This window comes from Nitratireductor lacus (assembly GCF_056431025.1).
On sequence record NZ_JBWKMB010000004.1, the window covers coordinates 192,372 to 217,825 of the forward strand.

Genomic DNA, 25,454 nt, shown 5'->3' on the forward strand with positions numbered 1-25,454 from the left:
GTTCGTTTGTTCCTTCGGCACATGGTCGACCCACTGCACCGACCCACTGCGCCGACTCACTGTTGCGAAATCAGCAAAGCATCACTTTCTTGACCGAATTCAGGCTTGACGCCAAGCAGCGGCGCAGAACGGCGGATGATGTTGCGCACCATCGGCGCGGCATTCAGGCCGGCCGTCGCGCCGATTCCTTCCCGCTCGGGCTTCGGTTCATCGATGAACACCAGCACCACATATTCAGGATCGTCGACCGGGAACCCTGCGATGAACGCGTTGAAACGGACATTGTTGGAGTACCGGCCGTTGACAACCTTCTCCGCCGTGCCGGTCTTGCCGCCGACATAATAACCCTCGACCTCGGCGCGCCGGCCTGATCCCTTCTCGGAATTGAGCCGGAAGAGATAGCGCATCTGTGCACTGGTCTTAGGCGAGATCACCTGTGTTGCGATCTCATTCGCCTCCGCTTCGGAGCGCGGCAGGAAGGTTGGCGGAATGAGCTTGCCACCGTTCAGCATGGCCGCGGCCGCCACCGCCGTCTGGAGGGGTGTCGTGGCCATGCCATGACCATAGGAGATCGTCACGGAATTGATCTTCTTCCATTCCTTCGGCTCTGTCGGGAGAGCCACCTCGGGCAGTTCCGTCGAGATCCGTCCAAGAAGGCCGATCTTTTTCAGAAATTCCCTGTGTCCCTCGATCCCCACCACGTCCGCCATCTTCGCCGTGCCGATATTGGAGGAATAGATGAAGATTTCGGGCACGCTCAGCACCCGGCGTTTGCCGTGGAAGTCGTTGATCGTGAAACCGCCAATGCGGATCGGCCGCGTTGCATCAAAACTGTCATTGATGCTCACCAGGCCGGAATCGAGACCCATGGCCGTGGTGAATATCTTGAACGTCGAACCCATTTCGAACACACCGGCCGACATACGGTTCAGACGATCCTTGTCCAGCGCGTTGACCGGATTGTTCGGGTCATAATCGGGCACGGATGCCATGCCCACCACTTCGCCCGTATTGGCCTTGAGCACCACGGCACCGGCAGCAATTGCCTTGTAGCGATCGAGCGCCTGCACGAGTTCATCCCGGATGATGTGCTGCACGCGCAGGTCGATCGAAAGCCTGACCGGCTCCAGGTGCCCCTCGACCGCAAGCCCCGTGGCCTGCAGATCCGCCAGCCCCTGATCGTCAACGAATTTCTCGATGCCTGCGATGCCTTTGTTGTCGATGTTCACAAGGCCAAGGATATGCGAGGCGGTCGCCCCGCCGGGATAGAAGCGGCGTTTTTCAGTGCGAAAACCGAGACCCGGCACGCCCAGCGCGAGAATGTCGGCCTGCTGGCGCGGCGAGAGCTGGCGGCGCAGCCACACAAAGCCTGCATCGCTGTCGAGCCTTCGATAGGTCTGCTGGTAGTTGAGGTCGGGAAGAACCGTGGAAAGCTTCTCGATGGCCTCGTCGATGTCCACGATACGCCGCGGCTCGGCAAAGAGCGACGCCGTCTTGATGTCGGTCGCAAGAACCTCGCCATTGCGATCCACGAGGTCGGGGCGCGAAGCGGTCACACGCGCTGCCGGCAGGCTCGCCTCCGGCTCGTCCTGCATGGCAAGGTGAACCAGGCGGCCACCGAGCACTGCATAAATGCCGAACATGACGGCCATGGCCATCACGACCCGGTTCTGCGCCCGTCCGCCACGGGCCTTGCCGGCCCCGTCCATCACAATCGTTGCAGCGCCCCGGCGCACGGCCGACGAAGCCATGTCGTCCCTGTATCCGCTTGTGCCCGTCATGGCCGCACCGCCCCGGTTGTCGTCTCGTCAGGTACGCCTCCGGCATCCGCCATGTCGTTGACGAGCCCTTCTATGGTCAAAGTTTTTTCAGGAAGGTCTGAGAACTCGGCGATCCGCGGCGCCTCAACGGGTTCAAGCCCAAGTTCGTCCTTATACGTCTCGGCCAGCCGCTGCAGCCGCGCGGGCTGCGTCAGCAGGCTCCAGTCCGCCTTGAGGATATCGATCGAGTCTTCCTCAAGCTCAACCTGACGCTCGATCCTGTGCAGTTCGTCATATTTGGCTTCGGCATCGTGCTTGGTCTTGTAGGTGAAAGCCGCCGCTGCCAGCATGACCGTGATCAGCACAATATCGCTCGTGCGAAACATCTTTGCCTCTACCTCTCACCAGCACGCGTCGGCCGCGGAAACCGCAACAGACCGACAATCTCGAAATCAGCCTCCCCGACCGGCGCATCGGTGCGCCTCGCCAGGCGCAGCCGCGCGGAACGCGCCCGCGGGTTCCGCTCCGTCTCCCCGCGCGACGGTGCCACGGGTTTGACCGGCTTCTCGAAAGTCGGAGCCGCGCCATGCACCTCGGGCAGATGACGCGATCCGCCCTGTCCGCCCGCACGCTCCACCATGAAGCGCTTGACGATCCGGTCTTCAAGCGAGTGGAATGTCACCACCACCAGCCGGCCGCCTGGTTTCAGAACGCGCTCGGCTGCAAAGAGTGCACGCGCCAGTTCGCCAAGCTCGTCATTGACGAAAATGCGCAGCCCCTGGAAAACGCGGGTCGCGGGGTGAATTTTCTCCTGCGGACGCCGGCCGACAATCTTTTCGACCGCACTGGCAAGCTCCAGCGTCGTCTCGAACGGCTTTTCGGCCCTCGCCCGTTCCAGTCCACGCGCGATCCGGCCCGCCTGACGCTCCTCGCCGAGAATGCCAAAGATACGGGCAAGATCACCCGCTTTCATGGTGTTGACCACATCGGCAGCACTCAGCCCCGAGCGCTCCATACGCATATCGAGGGGTCCATCCTTCTGGAAGGAGAAACCGCGCACGGCCTGATCGATCTGCATGGAGGAAACGCCGACATCGAGCACCACGCCATCGACCTGACCGTCGACAACCTCGTCGAGCCTGGAAAAGCGGTTTTCCACCAGCCGCAGGCGCCCGCCCCACGTCTTCACCAGCGCCTGACCCGCCTCGATGGCGGTCGGGTCGCGGTCGATGGCCGTGACCGAGGCCCCCTCTTCAAGGAGTGCCGTCGTGTAGCCGCCGGCGCCGAACGTGCCGTCAATGAAATGCTGGCCGTCGAGAGGCTGTAGCGCCTCGAGAACTTCGCGCAAAAGAACCGGAATGTGGCGGGCCAGTCCGCCACCGGCCGGGCTTTCGCCGCCGGGGCCCGCCATCATTCCGACTGTCCGGCAGTTCGGCTCGAAGTGGCCGCTTGCCGAAGCTTCAGAAGCCGTTCGCGCACCGCCTGCCCGTGGGCCTTCAGCCGCTCCGGCTCCCAGATCTGAAAGAAATGCCCACGGCCAACGAAGGCCACATCCTTCGTGATGCCTGTGTGCTCGCGAATGAAATCCGTCACAGTGATGCGCCCGTCTTGATCGAGTTTCAGGAAGGCGCCGTCGCCATGCACGAAAAAGGACATGTCGTCCGCAGTCTGCAGAAAAGGATCTTCCTGCGCGATCCGCTCCTCGTAGCGGTCGAGTAGATCGAGACCGCCCACATCCATCGCCGGGATGTCGAGCGCGCGAAGCGCATAGAGTTCGGTAAAACCACGCTTTTGAACGACGGAGCGAAAGTGCGCCGGCACCGAGACCCGACCCTTGGAGTCGATCTTGTTTACTGCATTCGACAGAAACCGGTCCATGACGCGTTGCGGCCAAAAGGCCCATGCCCCTCTGCATCTCTTCAGCCGCTTTCAGATGCGGCTCTCCGAACACTTGCCCGCCCCCCTGCAAGGGTGAATCCCAACTGCCACGCCGCCCCGCCAAAGAGGCCGACATGAGAGGAACCCGTACTCCAACTGCAACGAAACGCTGATTTGTTATATGGGGTACCATGGGCCGTTATGGGCGTCAACGGGATTAAGCTTCACAAATGCCGCAATGACAGGCGTTTTGGACATGCATCGGGCCATGGTCATTTATCGTGCATTAAGGCTAACAAAAGGTTAGGAAGGGCGAGGCGCCGCCCGGCCCGCATCCACCCGTCATCACCGCGAGGAGCCCAATGTCCGACAGCCAGAACGCCCGCGCTGCAAGCCTTTCGCACATTCATTCAGGCACGCGCACGAAGGGCGATCCGCTCTCCACGCCCATCGTCATGAGCTCGGTGTTTCATCTGCCAGGCGACCCGGCAGGCGCACGTCAATACGGCCGTTTCGACAATCCCACCTGGGAAGCGGTGGAGGCAGCACTCGCCCATCTTGAAGATGCAGACGCCATCGCCTTCCCCTCCGGCATGGCCGCGATCTCGTCGGTTTTTCTGGCCCTGCTTTCAGGCGGCGACCGGGTGCTCCTGCCCTCGGATGGCTATTACACGCCCCGCGTCCTGCTGGAAAAGCACCTGACCCGGCTTGGCATAAGCTACGACACCCGACCGACCGCGTCGTTTCTCGAAGGCGGGTTTGCCGGATACCGCATGGTGCTCGTCGAAACCCCTTCCAACCCGGGGCTTGATGTCTGTGACATCGGGGCGGTGGCAGAGGCCGCCCATGCTGCGGGCGCAATCGTCGTCGCCGACAACACGACCATGACACCCTATGGCCAGCGCCCGCTGGATTTCGACGCCGACATCTTGCTCGCTGCCGACACCAAGGCGCCCAACGGTCATTCGGACGTGCTTTTCGGCCACGTCGCAAGCCGCAATGGGGAGATGATCGAAACCATCCGCGAATGGCGCAAACTGGCCGGCGTCATCCCCGGCCCATTCGAAGCATGGCTGGTCCTGCGCGGCCTCGAAACACTCGAACTGCGCTTCGACCGCATGTGCTCATCCGCCGAAACGATTGCAACGCGCCTTGCAGATCATCCGGCGATCCGCTCGGTGCGCTATCCCGGCCTCAAAGGCGATCCATCGCATTCACTCGCCAAAACACAGATGCTGCGCTTCGGTTCGCTCATCGGATTGACGCTGGGTTCGAAAGAAAAGGCCGAAGCCTTCATCGACACCTGCCCGCTCATCGAGGCGACAACCTCTTTCGGCGGCGTCCACACATCCGCCGAACGGCGCGCGCGATGGGGTGACGATGTGGCGGAAGGGTTCGTTCGTCTCTCGGTCGGATGTGAGCCGACGGAGACACTCTGGCAGGCGATCGACGCTGCATTGAAAACGGCGTAAAACTGTTCGGAATTTTCCGAAAAGGATCCGGAATCCCTCGAATTCCGGAAAAATCGGCAAATTCGGGAAAAATGTGCCAGCCGGTCTGTAAGCCGGGTTCTGTATGGCCGCGCCGCCCGAAAGCGACGCAACGTGACGGCCATTCCTCTGGGACCGATGTTGCCATCGGCCTCAAGCAACCTACCCGAACGGCTGGACCGGAAAACGCCCTGAGGGTTGCCCCTCGCGCCATTCCTATTCGGTTTTGCTCCCGGTGGGGTTTACCATGCCGTCTTCGTTACCGTCGACGCGGTGGGCTCTTACCCCACCCTTTCACCCTGACCCCGCCAGTATTTCGGTTCCCGGCAAGAGCCTGAAAAAGAACCGAAAAACAGGCGGGGCGGTCTGCTTTCTGTGGCACTGTCCCTGGGGTTGCCCCCGCCGGATGTTATCCGGCACCGTTTTTCCGTGGAGCCCGGACTTTCCTCGCAAACAGCCTTTCGGCTCCCGTTCGCGCGGCCGTCCGACCGGCTGGCAGGACGTATAAAGGGTTTCGTGCAGCAAAACGCAACTCAAAACAGACACGTTTGCGCACGAAACCCCGCTTTTCCCGGACTTGGAGCATCGGACCGAAAAGTGGAATCCGATTTTCGGATTATTCCGGTGCTCCATCAATCGTTTAGATCGTCCTTTGTGCATCCGGATGGACGCGCGGCGATCTAATGCCCGAGAATGCGCTTCACCTTCGAGCAATAGCGCGAAGAAATCGGGTTCATGCGCTTTGCCCCGTGGCCGGCATTGTATTTGAGTATGGTACCACAGGTCGTGCCACCGCCCAGCTTGTGCGCCTTGGCGAGGTATTTCATGCCGTATTTGATGTTGGTGTCGGGATTGTAGAGGCCCTTGGCCGAGCCGCGATAGCCCATCATGCGCGCCGTTGCGGGCTTGATCTGCATGAGGCCGATTTCACCCGCCGCGCCGCGAGCATTCGCACGGTAGTTGCTTTCAACCCGGACAACGGCATTGGCAAGCGAGACCGGAACGCCATAGGCTGAAGCGTATTGAGCAATGATCGTCTGGTAGGAGCCGCCCTTGGCACTCTTGCCGCCCTTGGAGCTCTTGCCGCTCGTGCGCACGGTGGTTTTGACCGTGGTCTTCTTCTTGCTGGACTTCGCTGTGACCTTCTTTTCCGTCTTGGCCGGTTTCGCCGGCTTTATCGACGCGGTGGTGGTCATGTCCACTTCGCTCGCCTGGGAACCTTTTCCGCCAAGGATGATTGTACGAAGCAGATTGGGAGCGGCTTCACCCTTTTCCGCTTTCTCTGCACTCTTTTTTGCAGAGTGGGCCGCGATCACCTGCCCATAATTGGTCTTTTCTCCAGCATGAGACAAAGACGTTGCAGCGCCGACAGCGATCGCTGCCGCGAGTAAGGTTTTGATTTTCATTTCGACCCGTAAATCTGTGCCGCAGCATCCGTGCGCGGCAGGTTTTGTTTTTCACGAGGCCGGGACCAATACCCCTCGACCTCAACACGGGTCGGTGTTTTGCAGGCGAAGGGGAAACAAAAAAGGCGCTTCAATTCAAATAATATGAATCGATGAAATTTTGCGCCAGTCTTGGGAGTGAGTGATCGTCAGGGAGAAGAATCAATCACAAATTAATTATACAACAATTTGCGCAGAATCTCGCATGTTGTCACATCAGCCAGGCCACTAACCTCTAAAGGCCTGAAATGCCTTTGAAATTCCCTGACAACCGTTTGCGTTTGCCTGTCGTATATACCGGTAATGGCAATCCCGTATCCGTACCGCTGAAGCAGTCTCTGGAGCGCCAGAACGGCCGGTCCGCCGTCGTCAGACCCGAGAACGCGCCCTCCCGGGATGGGCGCAATTGCGACAAAATGGCCAAGGCCTGCCGCCGCCAACCGCTGCCAGGGAAACTTTTCTCCCGGATCGACCTTGCGACCGGGCGCAATGTCGGAATGGGCAAGAACCCGCTTTGTCAGGATTCCGTGACGCCGGCAGATGTCCAGCCCAAGCTCGAGAACGGCCTCAATCTGCGCCTCTGGAAAGTCCGGCAGGTCCTGCGGATGCCCCGCATTCGCGATCTCGATACCGATGGACCAGGAGTTCACATCGTCACGCCCCTGCCATGATCCCCGCCCCGCATGCCAGGCCCGGTCCGCCTCCCGCACCATCTGAACGATGTGCCCGTTTTCATGGACGAGATAGTGGCTGGAAACCTCGCTTTCGGGTGCGCAAAGCCAGTCCTGCGCACTCTCGCCGGTTTCCATGCCGGTATAGTGGAGGATCAGCGCATCAGGCTTCTGACCGTCCCGCCGCTCGCCAAAATTCGGAGAGGGACAAACCTCCGCCCCACCAAAATCCGGCTCGAACATGGCGGCCGCGCAGACGGTCGCACTCACGCACGCACCTGCGCTTTCTCGATGCTCTCATAGGCCGCGTTGATTGCCGCAAGACGGGTATTTGCGATGGCCAGAAACTCTTCCGGAACCCCGCGTGCAATGAGTTTGTCGGGATGGTTCTCGGCAACAAGCCGGCGATACCGGCGCTTGATCTCGTCGAATGGCGCTCCGTGTTCGACACCGAGAACCAGATAAGGGTTGCCGTCACCGGTGATCGCATGACGAGACAGCATCTGCTCGAAATGGTCGTCGCCAATATCGAATATCTCTGCAACGCGTTGCAGAAACTCCGTTTCACGCTCATGGATCACGCCATCTGCCTTGGCGATATGGAACAGCGCATCGAGAATATCTTCAAGCACCATGCAGTTCGGTCCGCCATAGCCGCACAGATTGGCCATCTGGTGCGCATAGGCCTCGAAACCCGCCACATCCTGCTGGGCGAGATTGTAGAGCCGCGAGACATTGGCCTGCTCGTTGCGCGGAACGGAAAAAATTTCGTGAAAGGCCCGGACCTCGTCCTGTGTCACGACACCATCGGCCTTCGCCATCTTGGCCGACAGGGCGATGATGGCGATGGAAAAGGCAACGCGCCGGCGCAGTTGCGGGTCGCCTTCGAATACGGTGCGAATGGCCTCGACCATCGCTGACAGCGCACTGCCGGGCGCGCGCGTGATAAAGTCTGTTATACGATCCCAAAACGTCATGCCGGTTTTGTAACCGCAAACGCCCGGGATTTCGAGGCGCAGTTTGGCGCAAGCAGAGCCGGATGGGATTTTCATCCCATCCGGTTGCTTTCCCTTCAGGCACTCAATACGCGACCTGAATGGATCGACGCCTTACTGGCTGGTCGTGCCCTGATCCTGCATCGGGTCAGCTTCCGGGGCAGCAGCCGGCGGATCCATCGGGGTTGCATCCTGCTGTTCGGGCTCAATGCTCTGGGTGGTCGTGTTGTCGCCTTCACTGCAGGCTGCAAGTCCAAGAAGGGCGAGGCCCGAAACGGTGGCGGCTAGAAACTTTTTCATGTCGACTCTCCATACAAAGCGCATCTTCAAAAGCGCGACACCGCGCGCTCACACCAAAGAAATGCGCGGACGCGTCTGGAGTTTCGTAACGTTGAATGACCGTTCGTAACGATGCGGGATCAAAGGCTGGTGGCGCTGCGTGCCGCCTGATCATATTGCCCGGAAAGGGCGTGCATCACCGCAGCGATGCCGGAAAGCGCTTCCTCGTCGAGCTTGAGGCGCTTGGTGCTGGCAACGAGCAGTGCTTCTCGAACCTCGTGATAGCGCTCGCAGGCGGCAGCCCCTTCTGGTGTGGCCTTCACCGTCTTTTCCTTGCCCCGGCGCCCGGTCTTGACCAGACCGAGCGCGGCCAGCTTCTTGATGGCGTAAGACGCGACGTGAACGTCTTCGATGTTGAACATCATGCACAGTTCCGAAAGCGTCTTCTCCCGGTTCCTGTGATTGACGGCGTGCAGGATCTGCACGGCGGTGGGCTGCAGACCCGGCACACCCGCCGCCGCCATGCAGCGCACCATCCAGCGCTCGAAGGAATGACTCATCACGGTCATCGCAAACTCGATCTCCGACAGCGCCGGCATGGCGCCAGCGGCCAGATGGGCTGCGGAGACGACCGGTCCGACTTTCCTTTCGGCGTTCGACATCATTACCTCGCGAGCATGGTTTGCGGCAGCCAGAGCGCCAGTTGCGGGAACAGGACGATCAGCGCCACGGCGACGATCATCATGAGGAAGAACGGCAGGGTCATGCCGGCAACCTTGAGAATGTTGTGACCGGTAAGCCCCTGAATGACGAACAGATTGAAGCCGACCGGCGGCGTGATCTGACTCATCTCGACCACGAGCACGAGATAGATGCCGAACCAGATGATGTCGAGCCCCGCAGCCTCGACCATGGGTAGAATGACCGATGCGGTGAGCACAACGATGGAAATTCCATCCAGAAAACAGCCCAGCACGACGAAGAACAGGGTCAGCACCGCCAGAAGCGCATAGGGCGAATAGCCCTGCTCGGCGATGAACTGCGCCAGCGCACGGGGAATGCCCGTATAGCCCATGGCCACCGTCAGAACGGACGCACCGGCAAGGATGAGCACGATCATGCAGGAGGTGCGCGAGGCGTTGCGCAGCGCATCGAAGAAGGTCGAGCGGCTTAACGTGCCGGTGAACCATGAAAGCGCCAGCGAGAGGACCACACCGACAACGGCGGCCTCGGTGGGTGAAGCAAAGCCGCCATAGATGGAGCCGATGACGCCGATGATGAGCGCCAGGATCGGGAACAGGCGGCGCGTCTGCCAGATGCGCTGGAGATAGGGAATACGCGGATCGGCCTCGGGCATGCGCCTGTGATTGATCATCGACCACACGGCCGTGTAGCCCATGAAGAGTGCCGCCAGCATGATGCCGGGAATGACGCCGGCGATGAAAAGGCGGGCGATCGACTGTTCGGTGGCCGCACCGTAGACGATCAGGATGATCGACGGCGGGATGAGCAGGCCGAGCGTGCCGGAACCGGCAAGCGAGCCGATGGCCATACGCTCGTCATAGCCGCGCTTTCTGAGTTCGGGCAGAGACATGCGGCCAATGGTGGCCGTGGTGGCGGCGGACGAGCCGGACACGGCGGCGAAGATGGCGCAGCCCAGAATGTTGACGTGCAGGAGCCGGCCCGGCAGTCGCCGCATCCACGGCGCAAGACCGGCGAACATGTCTTCGGCCAGCCGCGTGCGGAACAGGATCTCCCCCATCCAGATGAACATGGGGAGTGCGGCCAGATCCCACGAATTGATGGAGCCCCACACGGTGGTGGCCATCACCGCACCTGGCGGCACAGGAACCATGAGATAGATGGCCGTAAGACCGGCCACCATGAGCGCCAGAGCGACCCAAAGGCCAGCGGCAAGCAGGACGAGCATCAGCCCGCCAAGCGTGAGGGAAATGGTCAGAAGGTCCATCACACTTCCTCCGCCGCGCCATCTTCGGTGGCGAGATAGGATGGAGACCGGCCCGTGAGCGCGGCGAACAGATCATCCACCAGCGCAATGCCGAAGATGCCGATCCCGAGCGCCATGACCGCCTGCGGTATCCAGAGCGGGATGGCGATGATGCCGTAGGACAATTCGTTGAAGCGGTGACTGTCGAGGGCGAGCTTCGCCGCATAATAGAAAAAGAAGCTGGCCAGCGCCGCGCCGACCAGAAGCACAAACACCTCGGCCACCCGGCGCATGCCCTCGGGCATGGCGGCAAGACCCAGCGTTACGCGAATCTGCGCGCCGCCACGCAGGGAGCCGGCAAGCGCCATGAAAGAGGCTCCGACCAGCAGGAAGCCCGCAATCTCCGCCAACGACGGCACAAGAAAGCCAAAGGGTGGCAGGCCGAAAAGCCCAAGCAGGCTGTCCACCACGCGCCCCATGACCTGGGCGAACACCAGAACTGCGATCACGCAGAGGGCGGCCATGGCCAGCCATTCGGCTGCACCATAAAGCCCGTTCATTAGTTTTCTCATAGTCGTCGTCTCCGCTCCGACGGTCTCATTGTGGTCGCATATGGCGACCGATCTGCAGGCGGCTGGAGAGCCGGCCACCTGCAGCGCCTGTCAAAGCGGTCAGTTTTGGTAGGCTTCGAGGATAGCCTTGCCTTCGTCGCCGGCCTTTTCAGCCCATTCGGCGGACATTTCCGCACCGATGGCGGCAAGCCCTTCCTTCAGCTCGGCGCTGGGCGCAGTCACGGTGATGCCGTTGTCTTTCAGGACCTGGGTCTTTTCCATCGTCTCCTTGACGGAAGCCTCCCAGCCACGCGTCTCGGCTGTGGCCGCTGCCTCAAGCACGGCTGCCTGCTGATCTTCCGGCAGTGCATCGAACGCGGCCTTATTGACGAACACCATGTTGCGCGGCAGCCAGGCCTGCGCGTCGGAGTAATGAGAGAGGAAGTCCCAGACCTTGGAGTTCGCACCGGTGGATGGCGAAGTGATCATGGCCTCGACACGACCGGTGGCGAAGGCGGTCGGCAGGTCCGGCACCTCAACCTGGGTCGGAAGCGAGCCCGCGAGCTGCGCCAGACGCTCGGTGGCGGCATTGTAGGCGCGCATCTTCAGACCCTTGAGGTCGTCGACCGAAGAGACTTCCTTCTGGGTGTAGATGCCCTGCGGCGGCCACGGCACGGAGAAGAGAAGCTGAAGCCCCTGCTCCTGAAGCTTTGCGGCAAGCTGGTCCTTCGACGCGTCATAGAGTTTCTTCGCATCATCATAGCTGGTGGCCAGGAAGGGGATCGAATCCACTTCATAGATCGGGTCTTCGTTGGAAAGGCGCGAGCCAAGGATTTCGCCGATCTGCGCAAGCCCCTGTCGCACGGCGTTCTTGATGTCGGGATGCTTGAAGAGCGATCCGTTGGAGTGAACGGTGATTTCAAGCCCGCCATCGGTGGCCGATTTCACATCCTCGGCGAACTGGACGATATTCTGCGTGTGGAAATTGGTGTCGCCATAGGGCACCGGCATGTCCCACCTGGTCTGGGCCGATGCCGACGTAGCAAAGCCGAGCGCAGCTGCGGCCAGAACGAATTTCACGGAATGATGCATGTTCAGATCTCCCATTTTGTGAAGCAACGGAGGTGTTTCCTCACCCTTCTCATTGCAATAAGGACAGCGTGGCACATTCAGATAATATGTCAATAAATTATTGACGTTTTATCCGAGACATGGTTCTCCTTTTGCCAAGGATAATGCGAAGGAAGCGATGATGACAGAAGGCAAATGGGATTTTTGGATCGACCGCGGCGGCACCTTTACCGACGTTATCGGCCGCGCCCCCGATGGCGGGCTCTTTGCCCGCAAGCTGCTTTCTGAAAATCCGGAAGCCTACGCCGATGCCGGCATCCAGGGCATTCGCGATCACCTCGGCGTCAAGAAGGGCGAAGCCATGCCTTCGCATCTGATCGGCGACGTGAAGATGGGCACGACCGTTGCCACCAATGCGCTTCTGGAGCGCAAGGGCGACCGCGTGGCGCTGGTCATCACCAAGGGTTTCCGCGATGCCCTCAAGATCGCCTATCAGGCGCGGCCCGACATCTTCGCCAAGGAGATCATTCTTCCCGAGCAGCTCTATGAGCGCGTGATCGAGGTGCCGGAGCGCCGCCGGGTCGACGGCACGGTGGAAACGGAACTCGACCTCGACGCCGTGAAGGGCGAGATCGAGGCGGCCAAGGCCGCCGGCATCGATGCGGTCGCCATCGTCTTCATGCATGCGTGGAAATATCCCGAGCATGAGAAAGCGGCGGCAAGCCTTTGCCGCGATTCCGGTTTTTCGCAGGTCTCGGTCAGCCATGAGACCTCACCGCTGATCAAGCTGGTGGGTCGTGGCGACACAACGGTGGTGGACGCCTATCTGTCGCCGATCCTGTCGCGCTATGTAAGCCGCGTGGCGGCGGAACTGGGCGTCAACGAGAACGGCGAAGGCCCGGGCCTCAAATTCATGATGTCGTCGGGCGGCCTGACGGCGGCCGACAAGTTCCAGGGCAAGGACGCGATCCTCTCAGGCCCGGCCGGCGGCGTGGTCGGCATGGTGGAGACGGCGCGGCTTGCCGGCTTCGACAAGGTGATCGGCTTCGACATGGGCGGCACCTCGACGGACGTGGCTCATTATGACGGCGAATATGAACGCGCCTTCGACACGGAAGTGGCGGGCGTGCGCATTCGCGCGCCAATGATGCGCATTCACACCGTGGCCGCCGGTGGCGGTTCGATCCTGCATTATGAGGACAACCGTCTGAAGGCCGGCCCGGATTCGGCCGGCGCAAACCCCGGCCCCGCCTGCTATCGCCGTGGCGGGCCGCTGGCCGTGACCGATGCGAATGTGATGCTGGGCAAGCTGCAGCCGGACTTCTTCCCGGCCATTTTCGGACCCGAGCAGAACGAGCCGCTCGATGTGGACGCCGTGCGCGCACGCTTCACCGAGCTTGCCGAAAAGATTGGCGACGGACGCCCGGCGGAAGCCGTGGCGGAAGGCTTCATCACCATTGCGGTCGAAAACATGGCCAATGCGGTGAAGAAGATTTCCGTGCAGCGCGGCTATGACGTGACCGGCTATCTTCTGAACTGTTTTGGCGGCGCGGGCGGCCAGCATGCCTGCCTCGTGGCCGACGCGCTCGGCATGGAAGCGGTGCTGATCCATCCCATGTCGGGCCTGCTCTCGGCCTATGGCATCGGCCTTGCGACCGTGTTCGCCTCGCGCCAGCAGGCGCTTTTGAAGCCCTTTGCGGAAAGCTCTCTGGACGCCATCGACGCGCTTTCGACGTCGCTGCGCGAAGAGGTGCGCGCGGAGCTGGCCGATCAGGGCATCACCGGCGACAAGGTGATCTGGGCGACCAAGCTGGAAATCCGCTACGAGGGCACCGACACGACGCTGCCCATCGCCTTCGACGGCACGCTTGAGACCGCCAAAGCCGCCTTCGAGGCAGCGCACAAGGCGCAGTTCGGCTTCGTCTATGACGACAAGCCGATGGTGGTGGAAGCCGTCAGCGTCGAAGGACTGGACGCCGGCGACGGCCGCCCGGTGGAGCAGGAGCAGGCGACCAGCGACGCCACGCCCGCCCCCGGCGAAACGCGCGCGATCTTCTGCGATGGCGCCTGGCACGATGCCGGCATCTACCGCCGCGAGACGCTATCGCGCGGCGCGAAGGTCAACGGCCCTGCCCTCATCATTGAGGCCAACCAGACGGTTGTCGTGGAGCCCGGCTGGCAGGCCGAAATCACCGCGCTCGACCACATTCTGATGCGCCGCGTGGAAAAGAAGGCCCGCATGGCCGCACTCGGCACCAAGGCCGATCCGGTGATGCTGGAGGTCTTCAACAACCTGTTCATGTCGATCGCCGAACAGATGGGCGTCACGCTGCAGAACACCGCCTATTCGGTGAACATCAAGGAGCGGCTCGACTTCTCCTGCGCGGTCTTCGACCAGAATGGCGCGCTGGTGGCCAATGCCCCGCACATGCCGGTGCATCTAGGCTCCATGGACCGCTCGGTGGAAACCGTCATCCGGCTGAACAAGGGCAATATCCGCCCCGGCGACGTGTTCGCGCTGAACGCGCCTTACAATGGCGGCACGCATCTGCCCGACATCACGGTGGTCACGCCCGTGTTTGACGATCACGGCGAGAACATCCTGTTCTACACCGCCTCGCGCGGCCACCATGCCGATGTCGGCGGCACAGCACCCGGCTCCATGACGCCGCTGGCGACCACGGTGGATGAGGAAGGCGTTCTGTTCGACAATTTCCGCCTGGTCGAAGGCGGCAGGTTCCGCGAAGAGGAGCTGCACACGCTTCTCACCGACCACGCCTATCCGGCGCGCAACCCGCACCAGAACATCGCCGATCTGAAAGCGCAGATCGCCGCCAACGAAAAGGGCGTGGCGGAACTGCGCAAGATGATCGACCAGTTCGGTCTGGACGTGGTGCAGGCCTATATGGGCCATGTGCAGGACAATGCGGCGGAAGCCGTGCGCCGCGTGCTCGAACGCCTGCCGGATGCGTCGGAATATGAATATCCGACCGACACGGGCCAGGTGATCAAGGTGAAGATCACCGTCGACCGCGAGAAGCGCGAGGCGACCGTCGACTTCACCGGCACGTCGAACGTTCAGAAGAACAATTTCAACGCGCCTGAACCGGTGACCCGCGCGGCCGTGCTCTATGCCTTCCGCGTGATGGTGGAAGGGCAGATCCCGATGAATGCGGGCTGCCTGCGGCCAATCAACATCGTGATCCCGGAAGACTGCATGCTGCGCCCCTCCTATCCGGCGGCGGTCGTGGCCGGCAATGTGGAGACGTCCCAGCACGTCACCAATGCGCTGTTCGGCGCGATGAAGGCCATCGCCAACAGCCAGGGCACGATGAACAACCTGACCTTCGGCAATGAAGAGTATCAGTATTACGAGACCATCTGTTCCGGCTCACCGGCCGGTCGCATGAATGACGGTCGCGGCTTCGACGGTGCGTCGGGCGTTCATGTCCACATGACCAATTCGCGCCTGACGGACCCGGAAATCCTCGAACTGCGCTTCCCGGTTCTGCTCGAGGACTTCCACATCCGCGAAGGCTCCGGCGGCAAGGGCAAGTGGAATGCGGGCGACGGCACGCGCCGCACCATCCGCTTCCTGAAGACCATGGAATGCGCCATTCTCTCCTCCCACCGCAGCGGGCCGCCACGCGGCGTTGAGGGCGGTGGCGATGGCGAAATGGGCAAGACCGAGGTGCGCCGCAAGGACGGTCATGTCGAAACGCTCAAGGGCTGCGACCAGACGGTGATCGAGGCCGGTGAAGCGGTGATCGTCACCACGCCCACCGCCGGCGGGTTCGGCAAGGCGTAGAGCGCTCGGCACTGCGGGCGGGGAATATTCCCCGCCTTTAACAGCCCCGTCACACTCGGTCATTCAGCGTTCACGCGCCTGTCATGGAAGCGCAGTAGCCCCTCAGGGAAAGATTGAGGGGAGAGACCCATGACAGATCTTTCAGCCGGCACCGGCCTTTCCACCCGCCGCCATCTCGGCAAGGCGGTCTATCAGAACAGCGCCACCACGCGCGCCGGCCTTTCCGAACGCCTCTTCGCCCTTCTTTTCTCGGGCCTCGTCTATCCGCAGATATGGGAAGACCCGGACGTGGACATCGCAGCGATGGAACTCGATGAAAGCCATCGCGTCGTCACCATCGCGTCGGGCGGCTGCAATGTGCTGGCCTATCTCACCCGCCAGCCGGCGAAGATCGACGCCGTGGACCTGAACGCCGCGCATGTGGCGCTCAACCGGCTGAAGCTCACCGCCTTCAAGACGCTGCCCGCCCATGGCGACCTGCTGCGCTTCTTCGGCGCAACCAACCAGCGCAGCAACAGCGAGGCCTATCGCCGCTTCATCGCGCCGGCGCTCGACACCCAGTCGCGCCGGCACTGGGAAAGCCGCGGGCCGCTTGGCCGCAGGCGCATCGACGCCTTCACGCGCAATTTCTACCGCAAGGGCCTGCTGGGCTTCTTCATCGCCACCGGCCACACGGTCGCAAAGTTCTATGGCGTGAACCCGGCCGACATCATGAAGTCGCGCTCACTGCGCGATCAGCGCATCTTCTTCGATGAGCAGTTACGTCCGCTGTTCGACCGTGGGCTCGTGCGCTGGGCCACCTCGCGCAAGGCATCGCTTTTTGGTCTCGGCATTCCGCCGGCACAGTATGACTCGCTGATCACGGCGGGTGACGGCACCATGGCGGACGTTCTGTCGAGCCGGCTTGAAAAACTTGCCTGCCATTTTCCGCTGAAGGAAAACTATTTCGCCTGGCAGGCCTTCGCCCGCCATTACCCTGCACAGGGCGAAGCCACCCTGCCCGCCTATCTGGAGCGCAGGAATTTCGACACGATCCGCGCTGCGGCGGACAATGTGACGGTGCATCACGCGAACCTGATGGATGTGCTGGGCAGCAAGCCGGCGCAGAGCGTGGACCGCTATGTGCTGCTCGACGCGCAGGACTGGATGAACGACGATCAGCTCAACGCGCTGTGGGGCGAGATCACCCGCACGGCAGCACCCGGCGCGCGCGTCATCTTCCGCACAGCCGCAGCCCCGAGCCTGCTGCCGGGCCGCGTGAACGACGACATTCTGAACCAGTGGCGCTATGAGAAACTCCGCTCGCGCGAGCTCTCGGCCAATGACCGCTCGGCGATCTATGGCGGGTTCCACCTTTATGTGAAAGCGGCCTGAGAATGGCCATGCCGCAGACCGCCGGCCACGCCAGCCTGATGGACGGCGTCTATCGCCGCCAGCGCCATATCTACGACCTGACGCGCAAATATTATCTGCTTGGGCGTGACGGGCTGATTGGCGGGCTGAATGTGCCGGAAGGCGGCGCGGTGCTGGAGCTGGGCTGCGGAACGGGGCGTAATCTGGCGCTCGTTTCGGACCGTTATCCGAAGGCGCGGCTTTTCGGCCTCGACATCTCGCAGGAGATGCTTGCCACTGCAAGGCGGCGCATGGAGCGCGAGGGGATCGACGCCCGACTGGCCAAAGCCGATGCATCGTCTTTCGATGCCGAAGCGCTGTTCGGGCAGTCGCATTTCGACCGGGTTTTCATTTCCTATTCTCTGTCGATGATCCCGCCTTGGCGCGAGACCATTGCCGCCGGGCTCGACTGCGTTGCGCCGGGCGGCTCGCTGCACATCGTGGATTTCGGCCAGCAGGAACGGCTACCCGGTTGGTTTCGCGCAGGACTGCGCCGCTGGCTTGCGGCCTTCCACGTGACACCGCGTGATTCACTGCGTGAAGCACTGGAATCGGAATGCGAGAAACGGGGCGCAAGCCTGCGTTTCGACTCGTCTTTTCGCGGTTACGCCGTGCAGGCGATTGTGGAACTACCTGCTGAGCACGCCACCCCGTTGCAGTGACGTTGTGCGTGGTTCGACAAGCTCACCATGAGGGAGGTGGAGCTTCGCGGTGAAGACCGGTTCCACGCCCTTGCTCACCGGTTGTGCAGCCAATCCCATCCCTCATGGTGAGCTTGTCGAACCACGCACCACTCCACCCTACTCCATCTCCCCCGGGATCTTCGCCAGAGCCTCGATCAGCGCCTGCGGCTTGTAGCCGAGGCGTGAGGGCGTGAGGCCCATGCGCACCACCACCATGCGCAGCGAGGGAATGACCGTGATGGTCTGCCCATCATGTCCGAGCATCCAGAATGCATCAGCAGGCAGGTCGAAACCCTCGTCAGCAGGAACGCCGCGCGGCGTGTTGGCACGGGGGCCGTGCAACCATACATGACGGCCATATTCACCTCCGGAAGCTTCGGTGGGGGTGCGCATCCACCGCACCCAGCCTTCAGGCAGAATGCGTTTTCCCTTCCAAACGCCATCCTGGAGAAGAAGCTGTCCGAACTTCGCCCAGTCACGCGCTGAGGCGTAGAGATTGGAGGATCCCACATAGGTGCCGCGTGGGTCAGTCTCGAACACTGCGCTATGCATGCCGAGGGGCCCGAACAGGGCCTCATAGGGCCATGTCAGCGCATCCTGCGGCGCGCTGAATGTATCCTGCCAGACGCGAGACAGGAGTACACTGGTCCCGCTCGAATAGTTGAAAACCTCGCCGACCGGAGCTTCAAGCGGCTGATCGGCGGCAAAAGCCGGCATGTCGGTCTCGATATAGAGCATGCGCGTCACATCGCTCACATCGCCATAATCCTCATTGAAATAGAGCCCGCTCTGCATGGCGAGAAGATCGGCAACCGTGATCTTCGAACGCGCGTCATCCGCCCATTCAGGGAACAGATTGTTGTCTTCGACGGATAGCCGCCCGGCCTTAACGCGGGTGCCGATGAGAGCGGCGGTGACGGTCTTGGTCATCGACCAGCCGATCAGAGGCTGGTCATAAAAGGCAACATCCGCTCCGAAGCGTTCGCCGATGATGCGGCCATCCTGCACGACCACAACGGCGCGCATGCCCGGACCAGTCAGCTGTTCATCATCAAGCAGTTCGGCCACCAGGGGATGCTCGTCAACGTCGATCCTTATTCCGTCCGGCCACAAATCCATGCTCCGTGGAGCAGGTTCAAGTCCTTGGAACCGGGTGCCTAGCGCCGCCTTCACATCGCCATCGGGCACTGCAGCGCAGCCGGTCGTGAAGCGATAGACTGCGACCCCGCCCCCGAAAACACCGAAAAGACCGGTATGAACGCTGGGGTTCGACGGATCGACACCCACCCTCATGAGCTTCAAAAGCGGGTGGCCCGGGGCCTGGACGTCACGCTCCAGCACGGTTTGTGGATCGCGCCCGGCAATAAACACATTCGAACAGATGATCTTGGCAGCATAGTTGGAGCCGACACGGATGAGCGCAGGTGGAGCAAAATAGAGCCACAAAGCGCCTCCAATAAGCACCATCATGGCGAGACCGAGAAGCCACTTGAAAAGCTTGAAAACCAGCCGCATTCCAACATCCAATCCTGCATTTCGTATGGCTGCCGGGCTTGCCGTGGTGACTGGGCCGCCATCTTCGCCTATTTCTGTCAGCAACGCTCAATTTCGCTGATTCGCCCCCGGGGGACCTCTGCTCATCATGCGTCGATTGATGATCGCCAGTCTATCCGCCTTGCTCTTTGGCTGCTCCACGGTCGACTATGATTTTTCCGACGTGGCTCCCAAGGTGCAGGCACCAGCTTCAACCAGCCATGGCCTGCGTTTCGCTGACACCGACCCGCATGAGTGGGAGGGCGGCGCGCCCTGGCACTATGCGGTGCATGGTACTGACGTGGCCAAGTATCAGGCTGAAATTGACTGGAAGAAGGTCGCGCGCAACAACATCTCTTTCGCTTTCATCAAGGCGACAGAAGGCGGCGACCGGGTGGACGACTTTTTCGCGCGCAACTGGCGTGAAGCCAAGGCCGCGAATGTTCCACGCGGAGCTTATCACTTCTTCTACTTCTGCCGACCGGCCATCGAACAAGCGCGATGGTTCATCCACAACGTACCGCGCGACGCCTCGGCACTGCCGCCAGTGCTCGACATGGAGTGGAACCCCTTTTCGCCTACCTGCACGATCCGCCCACCGGCTGAGAAGGTGCGCGCAGAGATGCGCGTCTTCCTCGATGCGGTAGAACGGCACTACGGCAAACGCCCCATTATCTACACATCGATCGATTTCTTTGACGACAACGGCCTGAGCAGTTTCAAGGGCTATCCCTTCTGGTTACGCTCGGTGGCCGGACACCCGGACGACAAATACGCGAACCACCCTTGGGTCTTTTGGCAATACACCGGTACCGGTGTCATCCCTGGCATAGAGGGTAAGGCCGACATCAACGTGTTCAACGGCAATGCCAGAGCTTGGAGAAACTGGCTCAAGGCCAATGCCGGCTGACAACGCGAAACGCCATCGGTGGGCGTTTTCAAGGAGAGTAGACATGCGCAGGAAATCCATTTTGCTCGGAGCGCTCTTTGCCTTCGGCCTGGCCGGCAGCGCCCTGGCGCAGCAGTGCGGCGGCGATTTCAACGCCTGGCGAGAAGCCGTGCGTCAAGACGCGGCCGCGGACGGTGTGGGCGAGCATGGGCTCTCCGCGCTGAACGGTGCGAGCATCGACCAGAAAGTTCTGGAGCGCGACCGGGCACAGGGGGTCTTCAACCAGACCTTTGCCGAATTCGCCAACCGCATGATCAACGACTATCGCCTGAAAAATGGCGCGGCCAATCTGAAAAAATACGCCAACACCTTCGCGCGCGCCGAAAACGAGTTCGGCGTGCCGGGACCGGTGATCGCCTCCTTCTGGGCGCTGGAGACGGATTTCGGCGCCGTGCAGGGCGACTTCTCGACTCTCAACGCGCTCGCCACGCTGGCGCATGACTGCCGCCGTCCGGAAATCTTCCGCCCGCAGCTCATCGCGCTGCTGCACCTGATCGATCAGGGATGGGTGCCGGCCAATGTGACTGGCGCTTGGGCCGGCGAGATCGGCCAGATGCAGATGCTGCCGTCCGACTATTATACCAAGGGTGTCGATGGCGACGGCGATGGCAAGGTTGACCTCAAGGGCAGCTCTCCCGACGCAATCCTGACGGCCGCGAAGAACCTTCAGTCGCTCGGCTGGAAACCCGGCCAGCCGTGGATGGAAGAGGTGCGCGTGCCGGATCAGATGGCCTGGGAGAAGACCGGCCGCGTGACCAAGTTGCCGCGCTCGGAATGGGCGGCGATGGGCGTGACCTATCGCGATGGAAGCCCGCTGCCGGCGGACGGGATGCCGACGGCTGTCGTGCTGCCGATGGGCCATAAGGGACCGGCCTTCCTTGTCTACGACAATTACGACATCTATCTGGAATGGAACCAGTCGCTTATCTACACGCTGACGGCGGCGCATCTGGCCACACGCCTTGCCGGCGCGCCGCGCTTTGACGTGCGCTCGCCCGAACAGGGCCTCGCGCCCGAGACGATGAAGCAGTTGCAGACCAAGCTTGCCGCGCGCGGCCATGACGTGGGCGAGATCGACGGCATTCTGGGCGCCGGCACCCGCGAAGCGGTGCGCCAGGAACAGCAGCGTCTTGGCCTGCCTGCCGATGGCTGGCCGACGCCGACTCTATTCTCCAATCTCTAGGCTTTTTCTTTAGACGCCCCGGCAGCCTGATCTTCATCGGGTTGCCGGGGTTTTTCTTCCGCCGCCTCAGATGCGAGCGTCGCCTCGGCGGCTTCCTTTTCCGCCTTTTCCTCTTTCTTCCGGGCCGCTTTCGCTGCCTTTTCGAGCGCGCGGCGGGCGCGCCATTTGCGCAGGGTCAGACGACCGGCGCGATAGCGGGCGCGCACCCACCAGAGCCCCTCACCCACATTCCCGATCTCATCGGCATAGGCTTCCGACAGCGCTTCGCGATAGGAGGAAAAGCCCTTGGCCGCCACGTCCTCGATGCGGCGCATGACCGACATCCACGCCGGCGAGAAGAGGAGCGAGATGGCCGTGACGGCGATGGCAAGGCGATAGCTGTCCTGCCCGAGCGCGCCCGCCGACAGACCGGCTGCCGCAAGCACGAAGGAGAACTCGCCGATCTGCGCCATGGAAAGGCCACCGATCAGCGCCGTGTTGCGGTCGTACCCGGTGGCGCGCAGCAGGAAGACGTTGAGCAGCGTTTTGGCGGCGATGACCAGAAGGGCCGCCCCCAGCACCATCCAGAGATTGTTCCAGATATAGGTCAGGTCGAACAGAAGGCCGATGGACAGGAAGAAGATCACGACGAGGACGCTCTGGATCGGCTCGATGACGGGAATGATGCGGGCACGCAGGTTGGAATTGCCGACCAGAATGCCGGCGACGAACGCGCCATAGGCCGGCGAAAGGCCGAGGAAACCCGAGAGGGCCGCCACGCCGAAGCAGACGCCCAGTGCACCAAGAGCGAGAATTTCCACATTGTCGGCAACCGCATCGGCAAAGGGCACGCGCAGCTTGCCCCGTCGCCCGAGCCACCAAAGAAGCCAACCGAGAAAGCCGACCGCCAGCGCCACTTTTGCAGCGATGGCGACAAGGCTGGTCTCGGCTCCGCCCAGCGCCGACACGATGATGAGCATCGGCACCACGGCAATGTCCTGCGCGATCAGCACGGCGATGGCGATGCGGCCCGCATCGCGGCGCAATTCGTCCATGTCGTCGAGCATCTTCATCGCGACAACGGTGCTGGAAATGCCGATGATGAAGCCGAAGATGATGCCTTCGGAAAGGCCTGTTCCGCCCATCCACGCAATGGAAAGGCCAATGGCCAGCGCCACCGAAAGCTGCCCGACAGCCACCAGAACGGCAGGTCTGAGGCTGATGATGAAAGCTCTCAACGACAATTCCATGCCGATGAAGAAGAGCAGCATTAAAACGCCCATCTCGGCAAGCGCGGTGACGCTTTCGGAATTGCCAATGAGACCGAAGCCGGTTGGTCCCATGAGAACGCCAGCCAGAATGAAACCCACCAGAGGTGGCTGTTTCAGGCGCATCAGGCCGAGCCCAAGTGCAATGGCCACCAGGAGGACAAAGGCAACCTCCGTCAATGGAAAGGCATGTGCTTCCGCTTCCAAGGTCAGGTTTCCTTCCCTTTCGCTGTCCGATCAGTCCGCCATGGTTTCAAGGCTGGCAAAACCTTCCGGCGCAGAACCCGCATCGAAAGGTGTTTTCACCTCGACGAACGTATCGGGGTAAAACCCGTTGAAGCGGGTTCTTAGCGACAGGGAATAGGCGCCAATATGGCCGATCTCGATCCAGTCGCCCGTATCCACTGTTTCCGGCAACCAGAAAGGCCGTGAGAGGATGTCCACGGAATCGCAGGTCGCCCCGCAAACCTTGAACGGAACCAGCTTTTCAGGATCGCCATTGCGATTGCGGATCGCGGGGTCGGGAATGAAACGGGCCGGCAGGGTGATCTTTCCGGTCCAGGAATCCGAAAGCGAGGCCCAGATCCCGTCATTGATGTAGAGCCGGCGGCCCTTGCGAAGGAGAACGCGCACGATCAGCGAAAAGGCGCGCGCGACGATGACGCGGCCGGGCTCCGCCACGAGCGGCATATCGTCAAAGCCCCACTCCACGATATCGGCCCGAAGCCGCGCCATGATTTTGTCAAGGCTCGGCATCTCGGGTTTCTTGCGGTTTGGATCGTGGCCATACTCCGCCGGGAAACCGCCGCCCACGTCGAGCGCGGCTAGCTCGACGCCTGCCCTGCCCCGCACCCAGTCTGCCGAGGCGAGCGCGCGCTCATAGGTGTCCGGATCCTGGATCTGCGAGCCGACATGGAAACACAGGCCGAGCTTATAGCCGTGCCGGTCCAGACGGCGCAGAAGCTCGACCGCCTGCGCCGGCCCGGCGCCGAATTTCTTCGACAGTTCATAGGCGGCATGGCCCTTGGTCTGAATGCGCACGAAAACGGTGAGCGAACCGGGGTCGATATCGAGGGCGCGGACCACGCGGATCAGCTTGGAGACTTCATCCTCGTGATCGACCACGATGACACGGATGCCGTATTCCTCAAGTGCCAGTCGGATATCCGACTGCGCCTTGACCGGATGCATGTAGAGCATTTCGGCGTTGGGCGCGACGGAGCGAACCGCGGCGAACTCTGCCGGGGACGCCACATCGAAAGCTTCAACGCCAGCCTCCGCCAGCGTTTTCAGCACAAGCTTCTCGCCATTGGTTTTCACGGCATAGGCGGTCTTGCCGGGAAACTGGCCCATGAAATCGCGTGCATCGGCTTTCAGCACCTCGGGCCGGAAGCAGTAGACCGGATCATCGGGACGAAGCTTGAGGGCAGCGTCTCGGGCGGTCTCAAAAATCTGCATGGGCAGCTCCTGGTTCGGATGAACGCAAAGGACGGAAGGGAAGCGTAGTGGATTTGTCGTTCATGTAAACGCTCCGCCCGGACGTTCACCGCTGAAAATGCGGCCGGCAGGTTTCGGGTGGGCGCCCTCCTCCCCATAACCTAATGCACAGGATGCACGAACGATCCCGAATTGAGAGACCACAATGACCGCGCAAGCGCCCGCCCAGACAACCGCGCCTCAAATGTCTGCCCGGAACTGGGCGCTTCTCCTCCTTCTTGGCGCGGTGTGGGGCGGCTCCTACTTCTTCGCCCGCATTGCGGTCAGCGAAATGCCGCCACTCATGCTGGTCATGTTTCGCGTGTCGATTGCCGCGCTAGTCCTGCAGGTATTCCTTGCCGTTCGCGGACCGTCGTTTCGCATTGCATTGCCGCTCGCCGGCAGTTTCTTCGTGCTCGCCCTCCTCAACAACGTCATTCCCTTTTCGCTGATCTTCATGGGGCAGACCGAGGTGGGTGCGGGGCTTGCTTCGGTGCTGAATGCGACGACGCCGTTCTGGACCGCGATCCTGGCCAACATGCTCACCGCAGATGAAAAGCTTACCCCGGTGAAGCTGACCGGCATCGCATTCGGCATTGCAGGAACGGGCGTGATGATCGGCCCCGGCCTCCTCAACGGACTGGGCGGCCCTCTCTGGGCGAAGCTCGCCCTGATCGGCGGCGCCGTCTCCTATGGCCTCGCCTTCATCTACGGGCGTCGCTTTCGCGGCGTTCCCCCAACCCTCGTCGCCACGGGGCAGCTCACCGCCTCCACCGTCATCATGATTCCGCTGGTGCTCACGCTCTACGGCCCCGGAAACCTGTTCAGCTTTTCCGGCAACATCTGGTCTGCGGTCATCGGGCTTGCCGTTCTGTCAACGGCGTTTGCCTATCTGATCTATTTCCGGGTGCTGGCAAGTGCGGGCGCTACCAATGCATCGCTCGTCACCTTCCTCAATCCCGTAAGCGCCATCCTGCTGGGAAGTCTTGTTCTGGGCGAACGACTCACGCCCTTCGAGATTGCGGGAATGGTGCTGATCGCCACCGGATTGATCATCATCGACGGGCGGCTTCTTGCGCGCATCCGTTAACACAA

The 25,454-nt window shown here is 61.6% G+C and carries 22 protein-coding genes and 1 other RNA gene; 7 read left to right on the top strand and 16 right to left on the bottom strand.

Features of this window, described 5'->3' with window-relative positions:
* Window positions 1–56 precede the first annotated feature (56 nt).
* Genes AC07E3_RS05205 through mraZ form a run of 4 tightly spaced genes read right to left on the bottom strand, consistent with a single transcriptional unit; the run spans window position 57 to window position 3,638 of the window.
* A complete protein-coding gene (locus AC07E3_RS05205; protein WP_478360505.1) occupies window positions 57–1,781 on the bottom strand; it encodes a peptidoglycan D,D-transpeptidase FtsI family protein in 1,725 nt (574 codons plus the stop codon).
* The gene (ftsL, locus tag AC07E3_RS05210) at window positions 1,778–2,146 is read right to left on the bottom strand and encodes a cell division protein FtsL (RefSeq protein ID WP_336067981.1); all 369 of its coding nucleotides are present in this window, start codon (window positions 2,144–2,146) and stop codon (window positions 1,778–1,780) included. The genes AC07E3_RS05205 and ftsL overlap by 4 nt, the downstream gene beginning before the upstream one ends.
* Before the next feature lie 8 nt (window positions 2,147–2,154).
* Window positions 2,155–3,174 carry a 16S rRNA (cytosine(1402)-N(4))-methyltransferase RsmH gene (gene rsmH / locus AC07E3_RS05215; protein ID WP_478360506.1) on the bottom strand — a complete coding sequence of 340 codons (1,020 nt, stop codon included), beginning with the start codon at window positions 3,172–3,174 and terminating at the stop codon, window positions 2,155–2,157.
* Entirely contained in the window at window positions 3,171–3,638 is a 468-nt protein-coding gene (gene mraZ, locus AC07E3_RS05220) for a division/cell wall cluster transcriptional repressor MraZ (RefSeq protein WP_025031382.1), read from the bottom strand. Before mraZ ends, rsmH begins: the two co-directional genes overlap by 4 nt.
* Before the next feature lie 362 nt (window positions 3,639–4,000).
* On the opposite strand from mraZ, the gene AC07E3_RS05225 reads away from it, so the two are divergent.
* Window positions 4,001–5,110: a cystathionine gamma-lyase gene (locus AC07E3_RS05225; RefSeq protein ID WP_478360507.1), complete on the top strand. Its 1,110-nt coding sequence runs from the start codon at window positions 4,001–4,003 to the stop codon at window positions 5,108–5,110.
* 72 nt (window positions 5,111–5,182) lie between these two features.
* On the opposite strand, the gene rnpB is transcribed toward AC07E3_RS05225, so the two are convergent.
* The 9 genes from rnpB to AC07E3_RS05270 form a co-directional block, all read right to left on the bottom strand.
* Window positions 5,183–5,624: RNase P RNA component class A (rnpB, locus tag AC07E3_RS05230), an RNA gene on the bottom strand.
* Window positions 5,625–5,808: 184 nt separating this feature from the next.
* A complete protein-coding gene (locus AC07E3_RS05235; protein ID WP_478360508.1) occupies window positions 5,809–6,534 on the bottom strand; it encodes a lytic transglycosylase domain-containing protein in 726 nt (241 codons plus the stop codon).
* A 212-nt stretch (window positions 6,535–6,746) separates the two neighbouring features.
* Window positions 6,747–7,487: an N-acetylmuramoyl-L-alanine amidase gene (locus AC07E3_RS05240; RefSeq protein WP_478360540.1), complete on the bottom strand. Its 741-nt coding sequence runs from the start codon at window positions 7,485–7,487 to the stop codon at window positions 6,747–6,749.
* 23 nt (window positions 7,488–7,510) lie between these two features.
* Entirely contained in the window at window positions 7,511–8,221 is a 711-nt protein-coding gene (locus tag AC07E3_RS05245; protein ID WP_065815351.1) for a J domain-containing protein, read from the bottom strand.
* A 132-nt stretch (window positions 8,222–8,353) separates the two neighbouring features.
* Window positions 8,354–8,539 carry a hypothetical protein gene (locus tag AC07E3_RS05250; protein WP_007010418.1) on the bottom strand — a complete coding sequence of 62 codons (186 nt, stop codon included), beginning with the start codon at window positions 8,537–8,539 and terminating at the stop codon, window positions 8,354–8,356.
* Window positions 8,540–8,658: 119 nt separating this feature from the next.
* A complete protein-coding gene (locus tag AC07E3_RS05255; RefSeq protein ID WP_007010417.1) occupies window positions 8,659–9,180 on the bottom strand; it encodes a winged helix DNA-binding protein in 522 nt (173 codons plus the stop codon).
* A gap of 2 nt (window positions 9,181–9,182) precedes the next feature.
* Window positions 9,183–10,487: a TRAP transporter large permease gene (locus AC07E3_RS05260; protein WP_336067967.1), complete on the bottom strand. Its 1,305-nt coding sequence runs from the start codon at window positions 10,485–10,487 to the stop codon at window positions 9,183–9,185.
* Window positions 10,487–11,038 carry a TRAP transporter small permease gene (locus AC07E3_RS05265; RefSeq protein WP_478360509.1) on the bottom strand — a complete coding sequence of 184 codons (552 nt, stop codon included), beginning with the start codon at window positions 11,036–11,038 and terminating at the stop codon, window positions 10,487–10,489. The genes AC07E3_RS05260 and AC07E3_RS05265 overlap by 1 nt, the downstream gene beginning before the upstream one ends.
* 99 nt (window positions 11,039–11,137) lie before the next feature.
* Window positions 11,138–12,109 (bottom strand): TRAP transporter substrate-binding protein, encoded by a 972-nt coding sequence (locus AC07E3_RS05270; protein ID WP_478360510.1) that lies wholly within the window; start codon window positions 12,107–12,109, stop codon window positions 11,138–11,140.
* Between the two features lie 160 nt (window positions 12,110–12,269).
* Here AC07E3_RS05270 and AC07E3_RS05275 point away from each other — a divergent pair, with 160 nt between their 5' ends.
* The 3 genes from AC07E3_RS05275 to AC07E3_RS05285 all read left to right on the top strand — a co-directional run bounded on the left by AC07E3_RS05275 (window position 12,270) and on the right by AC07E3_RS05285 (window position 17,950).
* Window positions 12,270–15,896 (top strand): hydantoinase B/oxoprolinase family protein, encoded by a 3,627-nt coding sequence (locus tag AC07E3_RS05275; RefSeq protein WP_478360511.1) that lies wholly within the window; start codon window positions 12,270–12,272, stop codon window positions 15,894–15,896.
* Between the two features lie 129 nt (window positions 15,897–16,025).
* Entirely contained in the window at window positions 16,026–17,270 is a 1,245-nt protein-coding gene (locus tag AC07E3_RS05280) for a BtaA family protein (protein ID WP_478360512.1), read from the top strand.
* Window positions 17,271–17,272: 2 nt separating this feature from the next.
* Window positions 17,273–17,950: a class I SAM-dependent methyltransferase gene (locus tag AC07E3_RS05285; protein ID WP_478360513.1), complete on the top strand. Its 678-nt coding sequence runs from the start codon at window positions 17,273–17,275 to the stop codon at window positions 17,948–17,950.
* Between the two features lie 138 nt (window positions 17,951–18,088).
* Here the strand turns inward: AC07E3_RS05285 and AC07E3_RS05290 are convergent, their stop codons facing one another.
* A complete protein-coding gene (locus AC07E3_RS05290; protein ID WP_478360514.1) occupies window positions 18,089–19,486 on the bottom strand; it encodes a serine hydrolase domain-containing protein in 1,398 nt (465 codons plus the stop codon).
* Between the two features lie 127 nt (window positions 19,487–19,613).
* Between AC07E3_RS05290 and AC07E3_RS05295 the strand changes: the two genes are divergently transcribed.
* Window positions 19,614–20,414, top strand: coding sequence for a glycoside hydrolase family 25 protein (locus AC07E3_RS05295; protein WP_478360515.1), 801 nt, complete (start codon window positions 19,614–19,616; stop codon window positions 20,412–20,414).
* A 43-nt stretch (window positions 20,415–20,457) separates the two neighbouring features.
* On the top strand, window positions 20,458–21,636 hold the full coding sequence (locus AC07E3_RS05300; RefSeq protein WP_478360516.1) for a lytic murein transglycosylase: 1,179 nt from the start codon (window positions 20,458–20,460) through the stop codon (window positions 21,634–21,636).
* Here the strand turns inward: AC07E3_RS05300 and AC07E3_RS05305 are convergent.
* Both AC07E3_RS05305 and AC07E3_RS05310 read right to left on the bottom strand, forming a co-directional pair.
* Complete coding sequence (locus AC07E3_RS05305) at window positions 21,633–23,090, bottom strand: cation:proton antiporter (protein ID WP_478360517.1); 1,458 nt, start codon at window positions 23,088–23,090, stop codon at window positions 21,633–21,635. The genes AC07E3_RS05300 and AC07E3_RS05305 overlap by 4 nt on opposite strands.
* Before the next feature lie 30 nt (window positions 23,091–23,120).
* On the bottom strand, window positions 23,121–24,341 hold the full coding sequence (locus AC07E3_RS05310) for an alanine racemase (protein WP_478360518.1): 1,221 nt from the start codon (window positions 24,339–24,341) through the stop codon (window positions 23,121–23,123).
* A 184-nt stretch (window positions 24,342–24,525) separates the two neighbouring features.
* Between AC07E3_RS05310 and AC07E3_RS05315 the strand changes: the two genes are divergently transcribed.
* Complete coding sequence (locus AC07E3_RS05315; RefSeq protein WP_336067945.1) at window positions 24,526–25,449, top strand: DMT family transporter; 924 nt, start codon at window positions 24,526–24,528, stop codon at window positions 25,447–25,449.
* The last annotated feature ends 5 nt before the right edge of the window (window positions 25,450–25,454 follow it).